The organism is Paraburkholderia acidipaludis NBRC 101816, assembly GCF_000684975.1.
GTDB lineage: Bacteria > Pseudomonadota > Gammaproteobacteria > Burkholderiales > Burkholderiaceae > Paraburkholderia > Paraburkholderia acidipaludis.
The window spans coordinates 347112-359715 of the sequence record NZ_BAXZ01000005.1 but is presented as its reverse complement, the minus strand read 5'-3'; the positions used below and the strand labels follow the sequence as shown (position 1 = coordinate 359715).

At 65.4% G+C, this 12604-nt stretch carries 12 protein-coding genes; 7 read left to right on the top strand and 5 right to left on the bottom strand.

Annotated features, from left to right (window positions below; translation table 11 throughout):
• Window positions 1-66 precede the first annotated feature (66 nt).
• The 3 genes from ftsZ to lpxC all read left to right on the top strand — a co-directional run bounded on the left by ftsZ (window position 67) and on the right by lpxC (window position 3233).
• Entirely contained in the window at window positions 67-1266 is a 1200-nt protein-coding gene (gene ftsZ, locus BAC01S_RS08655; RefSeq protein ID WP_027794409.1) for a cell division protein FtsZ, read from the top strand.
• A 285-nt stretch (window positions 1267-1551) separates the two neighbouring features.
• Window positions 1552-2061, top strand: coding sequence for a peroxiredoxin (locus BAC01S_RS08650; RefSeq protein ID WP_027794408.1), 510 nt, complete (start codon window positions 1552-1554; stop codon window positions 2059-2061).
• 254 nt (window positions 2062-2315) lie between these two features.
• Window positions 2316-3233, top strand: a complete 918-nt coding sequence (gene lpxC, locus BAC01S_RS08645) for a UDP-3-O-acyl-N-acetylglucosamine deacetylase (RefSeq protein ID WP_027794407.1) — start codon at window positions 2316-2318, stop codon at window positions 3231-3233.
• A 99-nt stretch (window positions 3234-3332) separates the two neighbouring features.
• Here lpxC and BAC01S_RS08640 read toward each other — a convergent pair whose 3' ends face one another.
• Entirely contained in the window at window positions 3333-3806 is a 474-nt protein-coding gene (locus tag BAC01S_RS08640) for a DciA family protein (RefSeq protein ID WP_027794406.1), read from the bottom strand.
• 372 nt (window positions 3807-4178) lie between these two features.
• Between BAC01S_RS08640 and secA the strand changes: the two genes are divergently transcribed.
• The 4 genes from secA (at window position 4179) to mutT (ending at window position 9710) form a co-directional block, all read left to right on the top strand.
• Window positions 4179-6986 carry a preprotein translocase subunit SecA gene (gene secA, locus BAC01S_RS08635; protein WP_027794405.1) on the top strand — a complete coding sequence of 936 codons (2808 nt, stop codon included), beginning with the start codon at window positions 4179-4181 and terminating at the stop codon, window positions 6984-6986.
• A 163-nt stretch (window positions 6987-7149) separates the two neighbouring features.
• Entirely contained in the window at window positions 7150-8391 is a 1242-nt protein-coding gene (gene argJ, locus BAC01S_RS08630) for a bifunctional glutamate N-acetyltransferase/amino-acid acetyltransferase ArgJ (RefSeq protein WP_027794404.1), read from the top strand.
• 27 nt (window positions 8392-8418) lie between these two features.
• Window positions 8419-9291 (top strand): ATP-binding protein, encoded by an 873-nt coding sequence (locus tag BAC01S_RS08625; RefSeq protein ID WP_027794403.1) that lies wholly within the window; start codon window positions 8419-8421, stop codon window positions 9289-9291.
• A gap of 2 nt (window positions 9292-9293) precedes the next feature.
• Window positions 9294-9710: an 8-oxo-dGTP diphosphatase MutT gene (gene mutT, locus BAC01S_RS08620; RefSeq protein WP_027794402.1), complete on the top strand. Its 417-nt coding sequence runs from the start codon at window positions 9294-9296 to the stop codon at window positions 9708-9710.
• A gap of 129 nt (window positions 9711-9839) precedes the next feature.
• Here mutT and BAC01S_RS08615 read toward each other — a convergent pair whose 3' ends face one another.
• From BAC01S_RS08615 to BAC01S_RS08600, 4 genes are all read right to left on the bottom strand, one after another.
• The gene (locus BAC01S_RS08615; RefSeq protein WP_027794401.1) at window positions 9840-10037 is read right to left on the bottom strand and encodes a DNA gyrase inhibitor YacG; all 198 of its coding nucleotides are present in this window, start codon (window positions 10035-10037) and stop codon (window positions 9840-9842) included.
• An 86-nt stretch (window positions 10038-10123) separates the two neighbouring features.
• Window positions 10124-10879 (bottom strand): cell division protein ZapD, encoded by a 756-nt coding sequence (gene zapD / locus BAC01S_RS08610; protein ID WP_027794400.1) that lies wholly within the window; start codon window positions 10877-10879, stop codon window positions 10124-10126.
• A gap of 170 nt (window positions 10880-11049) precedes the next feature.
• The gene (coaE, locus tag BAC01S_RS08605; RefSeq protein ID WP_027794399.1) at window positions 11050-11667 is read right to left on the bottom strand and encodes a dephospho-CoA kinase; all 618 of its coding nucleotides are present in this window, start codon (window positions 11665-11667) and stop codon (window positions 11050-11052) included.
• Window positions 11668-11670: 3 nt separating this feature from the next.
• Window positions 11671-12588, bottom strand: coding sequence for a prepilin peptidase (locus BAC01S_RS08600; RefSeq protein WP_043201606.1), 918 nt, complete (start codon window positions 12586-12588; stop codon window positions 11671-11673).
• Window positions 12589-12604: the final 16 nt, after the last annotated feature.

The window sequence follows — 12604 nt, the reverse complement described above, 5'->3', positions numbered from 1 at the left end:
GAGGGTTGCCCGATCCTCCACCGGATAACGGCCGAGGAGCGGTATCTTTTTCTTGACGGAGGCAACATGGAATTCCAGATGCTGGAAACGGAAACCAACGGCACCATCATCAAGGTGGTGGGCGTCGGTGGCGCTGGCGGCAATGCCGTGCAGCACATGATCAACCGCGGCGTGCAAGGCGTCGACTTCATCGTGATGAACACGGATGCGCAGGCGCTTTCGCGTTCGCGCGCATCGTCCGTGATCCAGCTCGGCAACACGGGGCTGGGCGCGGGCGCGAAGCCGGAGATGGGCCGTGCCGCCGCTGAAGAAGCGCGCGAGCGCATCGCCGACGCACTGCTCGGCGCGCACATGGTCTTCATCACCGCGGGCATGGGCGGCGGCACGGGCACGGGCGCAGCCCCGGTCGTGGCGCAGATCGCCAAGGAAATGGGCATTCTGACCGTTGGCGTCGTGAGCAAGCCGTTCGAGTTCGAAGGCGGCAAGCGCATGCGCGTGGCAGAAGCCGGCTCGCAGCAACTGGAGGATCACGTCGACTCGCTGATTGTCGTTCTGAACGACAAGCTGTTCGACGTGATGGGCGATGACGCCGAGATGGACAAGTGCTTCCAGTGCGCGGACGACGTTCTGAACAACGCAGTCGCAGGCATCGCCGAAATCATCAACGTCGACGGTCTCGTGAACGTCGACTTCGAAGACGTGAAGACGGTGATGGGCGAGCAGGGCAAGGCGATGATGGGCACGGCGACGGTGGCCGGCGTCGATCGCGCGCGCCTCGCGGCCGAACAGGCCGTGGCGAGCCCGCTGCTGGAAGGCGTCGATCTGTCGGGCGCGCGCGGCGTGCTGGTCAACATCACGTCGAGCCGTTCGCTGCGTCTCTCCGAAACGCGCGAAGTCATGAACACCATCAAGAGCTACGCGGCGGAAGACGCCACGGTGATCTTCGGTGCCGTGTACGACGACGCGATGGGCGACGCCCTGCGCGTGACGGTGGTGGCAACGGGCCTTGGCCGTGCCGCGAAGAAGCAGCAGTCGGCCGCGCCGATGACGCTTCTGCGCACCGGTACGGACAACCATCCGATCCCGGCGATGCAGACGTACGCACCGCAGGCATCGGTGGGCACGACGGCCGACTACGGCGCGCTCGACACGCCGGCGGTCTGGCGCACGTCGCGCGACACCGCGGCTTCGCACGTGCAGGCGCTGCAGGAAAAGGGCGTCGACACGTACGACATCCCGGCGTTCCTGCGCAAGCAGGCGGACTAAGCGCGAGCGGGTCTGGCTGCGGCGCGGTGCCGGTGTGGCGCCCGCCCGCAGACGGACATGGGACCAGGGTAAGGCGCTCCAGCGCCGACTCTGATCGACACGTGCGACGTCGCAATGAAGGCCAGCAGGGCCGCATCCGCGAGGATCAGCGGCAGGGACCGTTGCCCGCAACGCCTCGGCGTGCGGCAAGGGCGGCGTGCCGCCTGACAACTCTGTAAGCCTGGTGGCAGATAATTGTGAGATTGCGCGTGTAACATGCTTGCGCATTGATGCGAAGGACGAGCCATGATCAAACAGGGTGAAGCGCTGCCCGACGTGACCCTCTACGAGTTTGTCGAGGACGCGCGCGAAGGCTGCACGCTGGGGCCGAACAGCTTCAGCGTGCGCGAACAGACGGCGGGCAGGCGCGTGGTGATCTTCGGATTGCCGGGCGCATTCACGCCGACCTGTTCCGCGAAGCACGTGCCGGGTTATGTCGAGAAGGCCGAGGCGCTTGCCGCCGCCGGCATCGACGAAGTCTGGTGCGTATCCGTCAACGACGCGTTCGTGATGGGCGCGTGGGGACGCGATCTGCGTACCGCGGGCAAGGTGCGCATGATGGGCGACGGAAGTGCGGTCTTCACCCGGGCGCTGGGTCTGGAGCAGGACTTGTCGGCGCGCGGCATGGGAATCCGTTCCCAGCGCTACGCGATGGTGATCGACGACGGCGTGGTCAAGACGCTCTTCGTCGAAGCGCCCGGCAAGTTCGAAGTCAGCGATGCGGCGAGCATCCTCGCCACGTTGGGTCCTGCATGATGTTTCTGCCCGTGTCACGTTGCCGCAACGCAACGGGCAGATGACGTAAATGTGACGGGTTATTACGTGGCAACAGGCGGGCTGATGACCGGAAACGCCTCCGTTTCGGTCATCGGCCCGTCGTTCGTCCTGACAGCGTAACAGCGGGAAACAGATTGTCACGCTGCGGAAAACAACGGACTCCGCGCTTCTGGAGTATAATTCGTGCTATGAATTAAAAAGTCCCGATTGGGATTTTCAATGAGCAGAGAACCATGTTGAAGCAGCGAACCATCAAATCGATCGTGAAGACGGTCGGCATCGGCCTGCATTCGGGCCGCAAGGTCGATCTGACGCTCCGCCCGGCCGCCCCGGACACGGGCATCGTGTTTTCGCGCGTAGATTTGCCGACCCCGGTGGACATCCCCGCGTCGGCGCTGGCGATCGGCGATACGCGCCTTGCTTCGGTGCTGCAGAAAGACGGCGCACGCGTTTCGACCGTCGAGCACCTGATGTCCGCGTGCGCGGGCCTTGGCATCGACAACCTCTACGTCGACGTGACCGCCGAAGAAATTCCCATCATGGACGGCAGCGCGGCTTCGTTCGTGTTTCTGATCCAGTCGGCAGGCATCGAAGAGCAGAACGCGCCCAAGAAGTTCATCAAGGTCAGGAAGCCCGTCGAGATTCGCGATGGCGACAAGTTCGCGCGCCTCGATCCGTATTTCGGGTTCAAGCTGAAATTCACGATCGACTTCCGCCATCCGGCTGTCGACAAGACGGGCCAGATGCTCGAAGTAGATTTTGCAAACACGTCGTATGTGCGCGAAATCGCGCGCGCCCGCACGTTCGGCTTCGCGCACGAGTTCGAAATGATGCGCGACCTGGGGCTGGCGCGCGGCGGCAGTCTCGACAACGCCATCGTGCTGGACGAGTACCGCATCCTCAACAACGACGGCCTGCGCTACGACGACGAATTCGTGAAGCACAAGATGCTCGACGCGATTGGCGACCTGTACGTGGTGGGGCATCCGCTGCTCGCCTCGTACACGGCGTACAAGTCGGGCCACGGCCTGAACAATGCGCTGCTGCGCGAGTTGCTCGCGCACGAGGACGCGTACGAAATCGTGACTTTCGAAGATACGCAGAAGGCGCCGCGCGGGTTCGGCTACGAGGCGCAGACGGCATTTGCCTGAGCGCCGGATGTTGCCTCGCCTGTAAGGCAGGGGCGGCAAAACTGGCAAAAGAAAAAGGGTGGCTCGATGCCACCCTTTTTTGCTTCCGGCCGCGGTGGATCAGCGCTTGTTGAGATGGCGCGCCGCCATGCGCGCCAGTGCCTCCTGGAGCGGCGACGGCGGCAGGTCCTCGCTGAGCGCCATTAGCGCTGCCGCGCCCACGGGCGTCATGCGCGCTTGTTTGGGCGGCTTCGCCTCTTTCACCGCCTGCGGACGCACGCGGATGCGCACCGCATCGACCGCCCAGCCGCGCGCCTGAAGGTCGGCGACGAGGCGCGGCTCCAGATGCCGCAGCCGTGCTGCGAGCGCATTATGCGCGGCGAAGAGCGCGAGCTTGCCGTCCTTGATGAAGCCCGGCTCGACGCTGGCCGCCAGATAGTCGGGCAGGAGCGCCTGCAGATCGCGCCGCATCGCCGCCATCTGCTCGACGCCGGCGCGCAAGGGCGCGAAGGCGTCGGTGCGGCCCAGCACTTCGGCCACCGGCTGGGCGTAGCGCGGCGCGGACGGCCTTGAAAACGGCGAGAAACGGCTCATGTCGGATAGGCGTAGGATGCGCACACGTGAAGGCGCGGGCAGATAGTGCCATTGTAGCCGCCGCGGTGCGCTTCCACGCCTCTTCGGCCGTTCAGCCAGGACCCGCTTGCGAGGCGGGTGCCAGGCGGACGCATACGGCCGGGGAGCTTGCCGCGCGGGCATTGCGCGCGAGCGCCCCTTCTCGTCTCTGACACAGGCGGGTGTAAGGGCGCGTGCTAAAATGCCCGATTCGAATCCACCAATTTGGGCTTAAGCCGCCGAGGTCCTTCCGATCCGGGTGCGTAGCGCAGGACAAACGCCAAAAGTAGACGCTTGCGGCGCCAAAACCCGCGCGGGAATCCCGGCCGAAGCCGCGACGCAGACACCGATCCGATGACCACCGGTTTCTTACAGAAAATCTTTGGCAGCCGCAATCAGCGCCTGATCAAGCAATATCAGAAGACGGTCGCGGCGATCAATGCGCTCGAACCGCAGATCGAGCAATACACCGACGAGCAACTGCGCGCGAAGACCACCGAGTTTCGCGAGCGCGTCGCGAAGGGGACTTCGCTCGACGCGCTGCTGCCCGAGGCTTTCGCGGTCTGCCGCGAAGCCAGCAAGCGTGTGCTCAAGATGCGCCACTTCGACGTGCAGCTGATCGGCGGCATGGTGCTGCATTACGGCAAGATCGCCGAAATGCGCACGGGCGAAGGCAAGACGCTTGTGGCCACGCTCGCGGCCTACCTGAACGCGCTCTCCGGGCGCGGCGTGCACGTCGTCACGGTGAACGACTACCTCGCTCAGCGCGACGCCGAGTGGATGGGCCGCCTCTACAATTTCCTCGGTCTCACGGTCGGCATCAATTTGTCGCAGATGGACCACGCGATGAAGCAGCAGGCTTACGCGTCGGACATCACCTACGGCACGAACAACGAGTTCGGCTTCGACTATCTGCGCGACAACATGGTCTACGAGACCGAGGCGCGCGTGCAGCGCGCGCTGAACTTCGCCGTGGTCGACGAAGTGGACTCGATCCTGATCGACGAAGCGCGTACGCCGCTCATCATCTCGGGCCAGGCGGAAGACCATACGGAACTCTACGTGCGCATGAACGCGCTGCCGCCGCTGCTCGAGCGCCAGATCGGCGAGGAGAAGGCCGACGGCACGGGCGTCGAAAAGCCGGGCGACTACACGCTCGACGAAAAGGCGCGCCAGGTGTTCCTCACGGAGTCGGGCCACGAGAAGGCCGAGCGCATGCTCGCCGAGTGGGGCCTGATCGGCCAGGGCGAAAGCCTTTACGCGCCGCAGAACATCACGCTGATGCACCACGTGTACGCCGCGCTGCGCGCCCACACGCTGTTCTTCAAGGACCAGCACTACGTGGTGCAGAACGGCGAAGTGGTGATCGTCGACGAGTTCACCGGCCGTCTGATGGCCGGCCGCCGCTGGTCGGACGGCCTGCACCAGGCTGTCGAGGCGAAGGAGCACGTGAAGATCCAGAGCGAGAACCAGACGCTCGCCTCGATCACGTTCCAGAATTACTTCCGCATGTACGCGAAGCTTTCGGGCATGACCGGCACGGCCGACACGGAAGCATACGAATTCAACGAGATCTACGGCCTCGAAACCGTGGTGATCCCCACGAACCGCGTGCCCAAGCGGATCGACAAGCAGGACCAGATCTACAAGACCGCGCGCGAGCGTTACGACGCCGTGATCCGCGACATTCGCGAGTGCTACGAGCGTGGCCAGCCGGTGCTGGTGGGTACGACGTCGATCGAAAACTCCGAACTGCTCTCGCATCTGCTCACGAAGGCCGGTTTGCCGCATGACGTGCTCAACGCGAAGCAGCACGGGCGTGAGGCGGCCATCGTCGCGGAAGCGGGCCGTCCGAAGCGCATCACCATCGCCACGAACATGGCGGGCCGCGGTACCGACATCGTGCTGGGCGGCAACGCCGAAAAGCAGGCTTCGTTCATCGAAGCCGACGAAATGATTCCCGCCGACGAAAAGGCGCGCCGCATCCAGCAGCTGAACGACGAGTGGCAGACGCTGCACGATCAGGTGAAGGCCGCCGGCGGCCTGCACATCATCGGCACCGAGCGCCACGAGTCGCGCCGTATCGACAACCAGCTGCGCGGCCGCGCAGGCCGTCAGGGCGACCCGGGTTCGTCGCGCTTCTATCTGTCGCTCGAAGATCCGCTCCTGCGCATCTTTGCGGGCGACCGCGTGCGCGCGATCATGGACCGCCTGAAGATGCCGGAAGGCGAGGCGATCGAGGCGGGCATAGTCACGCGCTCGATCGAGTCGGCGCAGCGCAAGGTCGAAGCGCGCAACTTCGACATCCGCAAGCAGCTGCTCGAATACGACGACGTTTCGAACGACCAGCGCAAGGTGATCTACCAGCAGCGCAACGAACTGCTCGAAGCGCACGACATCACCGAGACGATCGGCGCGATGCGACACGGCGTCATCACCGAGATCGTGCGTCAGTTCGTGCCGCACGGCAGCATCGAAGAGCAGTGGGACGTGCCCGAGCTCGAGGAACTGCTGCGCAACGAGTGGCAGCTCGACCTCGCGATCCAGGAGATGATCAACGAGTCGACCTCGATCGACGCCGACGAGATCCTCGAAGCCGTGCTCGCCGCCGCTGACGAAAGCTACGAGCAGAAGGTCACGCTCGTTGGCCGCGAATCGTTCAGCGCGTTCGAGCGCTCGGTCATGCTGCAGACGCTCGACCGCAGCTGGCGCGAGCACCTCGCGGCGCTCGATCACCTGCGCCAGGGCATCCATCTGCGCGGCTATGCGCAGAAGAATCCGAAGCAGGAATACAAGCGCGAGGCATTCGAACTGTTCGCCGCGATGCTCGACGCCGTGAAGCAGGAAGTCACGCGTATCGTGATGAACGTGCAGATCCAGTCGCCGGAGCAGCTCGAACAGGCCGCCGAGCAACTGGAAGAGCAGGGCAATCATCTCGAGAACGTTGAGTTCCGCCATGCGGAGTTCGCCGAAGCCGACGCGGCCCCGGGGCCCACGGCGGCAGCGCCTGCGGCCGACGCCGCGGCGGCGATGGTCGGCGCGGCCATGAGCCACGCAGGTGTAACGCCTGACGGCCAGAATGTGCCGAAGGTGGGCCGCAACGATCCGTGTCCGTGCGGCAGCGGCAAGAAGTACAAGCTGTGCCACGGCAAGATCTCGTGATGCCGGGCGGCGCGCGGGCTTTTCCGCTCGCCGCGTGGCTCATGCGGCCCTGCCGTTGATTCCCGGTGGCCCGGAAAGCGTTCCGGGCCTTGCCTTTTGATTCCCAATGCCGGCCAGGCTCGACGTGCCTCGGCCGGCATTGCCTTTTCGACAGGTCGCCACCATGGCTGTCAATTTCCCTTCGATCGATCCCACACAACTCCATCCGGTCGCCGGCGTGACGCTGGGCTGGGCCGAGGCCAACATCCGCAAGCCCAACCGCAAGGACGTGCTCGTGATTTCCGTCGACGAAGGCGCGAGCGTTGCGGGCGTGTTCACGCTGAACCGCTTCTGCGCGGCCCCGGTGACGGTGTGCCGCGAGCATCTTGCAAAGGTCCGCTCGGGCGGCAAGGGCATTCGCGCGCTCGTGATCAACACGGGCAATGCGAACGCGGGCACGGGCGAGCCGGGTCTCGCCAGCGCGCGCGCAACCTGCGACGCGCTGGCCGACCTCGCGGGCATCGAACCGTCACAGGTACTGCCGTTCTCGACGGGCGTGATTCTCGAGCCGCTGCCGGTAGACCGGCTGATCGCGGGCCTGCCCGCCGCCCTGGCGAACCGCAAGGCCGCGAACTGGTACGACGCCGCGCAGGCGATCATGACCACCGACACGCTGCCCAAGGCCGCCTCGCGCCAGGTCACGATCGACGGCCATACGGTCACGCTCACGGGCATCAGCAAGGGCGCGGGCATGATCAAGCCGAACATGGCGACGATGCTCGGTTTCCTCGCGTTCGACGCCAGCGTGGCGCAACCGGTGCTCGACGAGCTCGTGAAGCATGTGGCCGACCGCTCGTTCAACTGCGTCACGATCGACGGCGACACCTCGACCAACGACTCGTTCATCCTGATCGCCTCGGGCAAGTCGAGCCTGCCGGCCATCACGTCCACCGGCTCGCCCGCCTACGCGGCGCTGCGCGATGCCGTGACGGAGGTCGCGCAGACGCTCTCGCAACTGATCGTGCGTGACGGCGAAGGGGCGACGAAGTTCATGACCGTGCAGGTGGAAGGCGGCAAGGAGGTGGCCGAGTGCCGTCAGATCGCCTACGCGATCGGTCACTCGCCGCTCGTCAAGACGGCCTTCTACGCTTCCGATCCCAACCTGGGCCGCATCCTGGCCGCGATCGGCTATGCGGGCGTGACCGACCTCGACGTGGGCAAGATCGACCTGTACCTCGACGACGTGCTCGTTGCGAAGGCGGGCGGCCGCAATCCCGACTACCGCGAGGAAGACGGTCAGCGCGTCATGAAGAACAGCGAGATCACGATCCGTGTGCTGCTGGGCCGCGGCAACGCCGAGGCCACGGTCTGGACCTGCGACCTTTCGCACGACTACGTGAGCATCAACGCGGATTACCGCTCCTGATTCGTTCCCGATTTCGCTTTCAAGCCCATGGACAAGCTCGAACAGTTTCTGACCCGCGCCGAGGCGCTGCTCGGCCGCCTCGAAGCGGTGCTGCCGCCGGCCGCGCCCGACGTCGACTGGAATGCCGCGATGGCGTTTCGCTGGCGCAAGCGCCAGGGCCGCGGCTATCTGCAGCCGGTGCCGCAGGTCTCGTCGATCTCGCTCGGCGACCTGCAGAACATCGACCGCCAGAAGGACCTCATCGAACGCAATACGCGCCAGTTCGTGCTGAAAAAGCCGGCGAACAACGTACTGCTCACGGGCGCGCGCGGCACCGGCAAGTCGTCGCTGATCAAGGCGTGCCTGAACGCTTTCGCGAATGACGGCCTGCGTCTCATCGAGGTGGACAAGGACGACCTGCACGACCTGGGCGATATCGTCGACCTGATCGCGACTCGCCCCGAGCGCTTCATCGTTTTCTGCGACGACCTCTCGTTCGAAGAGGGCGAGTCGGGCTACAAGGCGCTCAAGGTCGCGCTGGACGGTTCGGTGGCCGCGCAGGGCGACAACGTGCTGATCTACGCGACGTCGAACCGCCGCCATCTGCTGCCGGAGTACATGAGCGACAACGAGACGTACAAGCACATGCCGGACGGTGAGATCCATCCGGGCGAGGTGGTCGAAGAAAAGATCTCGCTGTCGGAGCGTTTCGGACTTTGGGTGAGCTTTTATCCGTTCAAGCAGGACGACTACCTGACGATCGTTGGCCACTGGCTGCGGCATTTCGGCTGTGCCGATGTCGAAGTGGAATCGGCGCGCGGCGACGCGCTCGTCTGGGCGCTGGAGCGCGGCTCGCGCTCGGGCCGCGTGGCGTGGCAGTTCGCGCGCGATTGGTCGGGCAAGAAGGCGCAGGAAGCATGAGCATGCACGCGGAGGACATGGCTACGCCGTCGCGCCCGGTGACCGAGGTAGCGGTGGGCGTGCTGGTACAGCCCGACGGCCGCTACCTGCTCGCGCAACGCCCCGAAGGCAAGCCCTATGCAGGTTATTGGGAGTTTCCGGGCGGCAAGCTGGAGTCAGGCGAGTCGGTCGAGGCGGCGCTCGCGCGCGAACTGCACGAGGAACTGGGCATCGACGTGAAGGCGTGCCATCTCTGGCATACGCTCGAACACGACTATCCGCACGCCTACGTGCGGCTTTACTTCTGCAAGGTGACCGAGTGGAGCGGCGAGCCCCATGGGCGCGAGGGTCAGGCGTTCGTCTGGCAGTCGCTGCCGGCGAGCGTCGAGCCGCTGTTGCCGGCGACGATTCCGGTGCTCGAATGGCTGGCCGCCGAGTGATACGGTGAAACGAAGCGGCTTCTCCGCTCGCCGCTCTTGGTGCGCCTGAGCGGAGGCCGGGACGAGAAAGGCCGCTGCGCGATTCGCGCAGCGGCCTTTTCATTGGTGAGGCCGGGCCTAGGCTACCGGCTATTGACGCGTGTCCGTAGGCGGCGCCTCGTCATCGGGGGGCGTGTCTTCGTCGTTGCCGCCGATGCGGTACTTTTCGGCGGCCCAGGCGCCCAGATCCATCTGCTTGCAGCGTTCCGAGCAGAACGGGCGGAAGCGGTTTTCCGGTACCCAGCGGACATCCTTGCCGCAGGTCGGACATTTGACGACAGTGGTCATGCGGTTGAACGGTCAGTCGGGCGCGCTCTGCGAGGCGCCGGTACGGTTGGCAAAACGCTGCTGGCAAAAATCTGCGCTTCGAGCCGTCAAAGGCTGCACAGCGTCAACTGGAACGGCACGTCGACGTCCACGGCGCGCGGCCGCAAATCGCCATCCTGTACCGTGAAGCGCACCCACAGCATATATTTGTTGGCGCTGGCTTCCGGAATCACGCGCAAATCCGGTGCCACGCGCACCTGCATCAGCTGATAGGCGCGGCCCGAGAGCATTTGCTGGTAACTGCCCTGCATCGCCATCACCTTCGACGCCTGACCCGATTCGCGCGCGAGGCGCAGCACGATCGCGGCGGCGTCGCGCAGGGACAGGAGCGGCATGACCCATTTGGCGATGTCCTGGCGGCGCTGGTCGGGATGCAATTGTTGCCACGCGTAGTACGAGGGCAGGTCGAACTTGCAGGTGCCGCCCGGAATGATCGCGCGGCTGCGGATGCTGGCGAGCCATTCGTTGTCGGCCAGATGCTGGCCGGTCTTGCCCTGCATCTGCGTGAGGCCCGCAAGCGTTTGCTCGATCTCGCCGAGCACGGTTTCGAGCGCGTTCTGCTCGATGCCAGGATTGCCGCGGAACGGTGCGAGCGTTTGGCGCTGCCTTTCGAGCTCCTTCATGAGGTCCGACTTGAGGTCGGCGCGGCCCGCGACTTCCGCGATTTCGAACAGCGTCGTGAGCGCGACGTGATGTTCCCTCGGATCCTCCTGGGTCAGGAAAAACGTGAAGCGCTCGAACAAGTCTTCGAGGCGCAGCAGCGTACGGATTCGCTCGTTGAAGGGATACTCGTAAAGAATCAAGCGCGCTCGCCTCGGGCGTGGTCGGTGAAGGATTGCAGGACATTCTAATGCGGTGGGACTACGGTCGCAATCGCGGGCAAGGCGGCCGGTTCACCGGTGACGCCGACGGCTCGCCGGGGAGCGGCCGGCGGCACTTCCATGCTCTGTCCTGAATCAACGCGCCGTGGCGTTCAGCTTTGCGTGCTGGCGGATTGTGCGAGTGCGAGGTAGCGCGCGTGCAGCGCGTCCACGTCCCGGCCCAGCGATTCGAGCGTGGCGCCGTTGTTGACGACGACGTCGTCGGCAGCCGCAAGGCGCGCATCGCGCGTGGCCTGGCGCGCAATGATGGCCAGCACCTGTTCGCGCGTGAAGCCGTTGCGGCGCATCACGCGTTCGATTTGCGTCTCGACGCTGCAGTCGACGTCGAGCACGCGGTCGACCCGCGCTTTCCACGTGCCGGACTCGACGAGCAGCGGCACGACGACGATGACGTACGGACCGCTCGCGGCAAGCGACTCGCGTTCGGTTTCCGAGCGGATGAGCGGATGCGTGATCGCCTCGAGACGCTTGCGGGCTGCCTCATCGCCGAAGACGAGCGCGCGCATGCGGGCACGGTCCATCGACCCGTCGGGCGCGACGAATTCAGGGCCGAATTGCTTGCGGATCGCTTCCATGGCGGCGCCTTGCGGCGCCGTGACCTGGTGAGCGATCACGTCGGTATCGACGATCGGCACGCCGCGCGCCGCGAACAGGTCGGCGACCGTGGACTTGCCGCTGCCTATGCCGCCTGTCAGTCCGACCGAAAACATCGATCAGCTCCCCCACATGAAGTAGAACGGTGTACCCACAAATAGCGTGACGAGCGCGCCCGCGGCGAGATACGGGCCGAACGGCAGGGGCTCCTCGAAGCGCATGCGTCCGCTCCAGGTGGCGGCGAGGCCGACGGCGGCTCCAGCGACGGCGGCGATCACGACGATCTGCGGCAAAGCGCTCCAGCCTAGCCAGGCGCCGAGCGCCGCGAGTAGCTTGAAGTCGCCGTAGCCCATTCCTTCGATGCCGCGCAGGAGCCGGAACAGCCAGTACACGCACCAGAGCGCGAGATAGCCCGCCACGGCGCCGATCACGGCCTCGTGCAGCGTAACGAACGTGCCCCATAGATTCACGATCAGCCCGGCCCAGAGCAGCGGCTGCGTGATTTCGTCGTAGAGCATCTGATGTTCGAGGTCGATGGCGCTCGCGGCGATGAGCGCGGCGCACAGCGCGAACGCGGCCAACGCTTTGCCGGAAGGGCCGAACACGGCCAGGGCGAGCGCCGCGCAGATGGCGCCGGCCAGTTCGATGAGCGGATAGCGGGCACTTACGCGCGCGTGGCAGCGCGAGCAGCGACCGCGCAGCGCCAGCCAGCTAAGCACGGGGATGTTCTCCCACGCGCGCAGCACGTGGCCGCAATGCGGGCAGGCGCTGCGCGGCAGCCACAGGTTGTAGCGTTCGGGCAGGCCGTCGTCAGCGAAGAGTCGGCCCGACGATTCGGCGGCGTCCGCGCGCCATGCGCGTTCCACCATGATGGGCAGCCGGTGCACGACCACGTTCAGGAAGCTGCCTACGACGAGCCCGAGCACGATCGCAAAACCCATCAGCACGGCAGGCGGCAGTGTGACGAGCGCGGCATCGACGGTGCTGGCGGGGCCGGTGGCCGCGAGGTCGGGAGCGGACAGAAAATGAAGAGGCATGGTCGGAACGGGAATC

Excerpts from the sequence above, each read along its gene's own strand:
- lpxC (WP_027794407.1), top strand. The coding sequence starts at position 2,316 with ATGTTGAAGCAGCGAACCATCAAATCGATCGTGAAGACGGTCGGCATC.
- BAC01S_RS08640 (WP_027794406.1), bottom strand. The coding sequence starts at position 3,806 with ATGAGCCGTTTCTCGCCGTTTTCAAGGCCGTCCGCGCCGCGCTACGCC.
- BAC01S_RS08625 (WP_027794403.1), top strand. The coding sequence starts at position 8,419 with ATGGACAAGCTCGAACAGTTTCTGACCCGCGCCGAGGCGCTGCTCGGC.
- BAC01S_RS08650 (WP_027794408.1), top strand. The coding sequence starts at position 1,552 with ATGATCAAACAGGGTGAAGCGCTGCCCGACGTGACCCTCTACGAGTTT.
- BAC01S_RS08615 (WP_027794401.1), bottom strand. The coding sequence starts at position 10,037 with ATGACCACTGTCGTCAAATGTCCGACCTGCGGCAAGGATGTCCGCTGG.
- mutT (WP_027794402.1), top strand. The coding sequence starts at position 9,294 with ATGCACGCGGAGGACATGGCTACGCCGTCGCGCCCGGTGACCGAGGTA.
- ftsZ (WP_027794409.1), top strand. The coding sequence starts at position 67 with ATGGAATTCCAGATGCTGGAAACGGAAACCAACGGCACCATCATCAAG.
- BAC01S_RS08600 (WP_043201606.1), bottom strand. The coding sequence starts at position 12,588 with ATGCCTCTTCATTTTCTGTCCGCTCCCGACCTCGCGGCCACCGGCCCC.
- secA (WP_027794405.1), top strand. The coding sequence starts at position 4,179 with ATGACCACCGGTTTCTTACAGAAAATCTTTGGCAGCCGCAATCAGCGC.
- argJ (WP_027794404.1), top strand. The coding sequence starts at position 7,150 with ATGGCTGTCAATTTCCCTTCGATCGATCCCACACAACTCCATCCGGTC.
- coaE (WP_027794399.1), bottom strand. The coding sequence starts at position 11,667 with ATGTTTTCGGTCGGACTGACAGGCGGCATAGGCAGCGGCAAGTCCACG.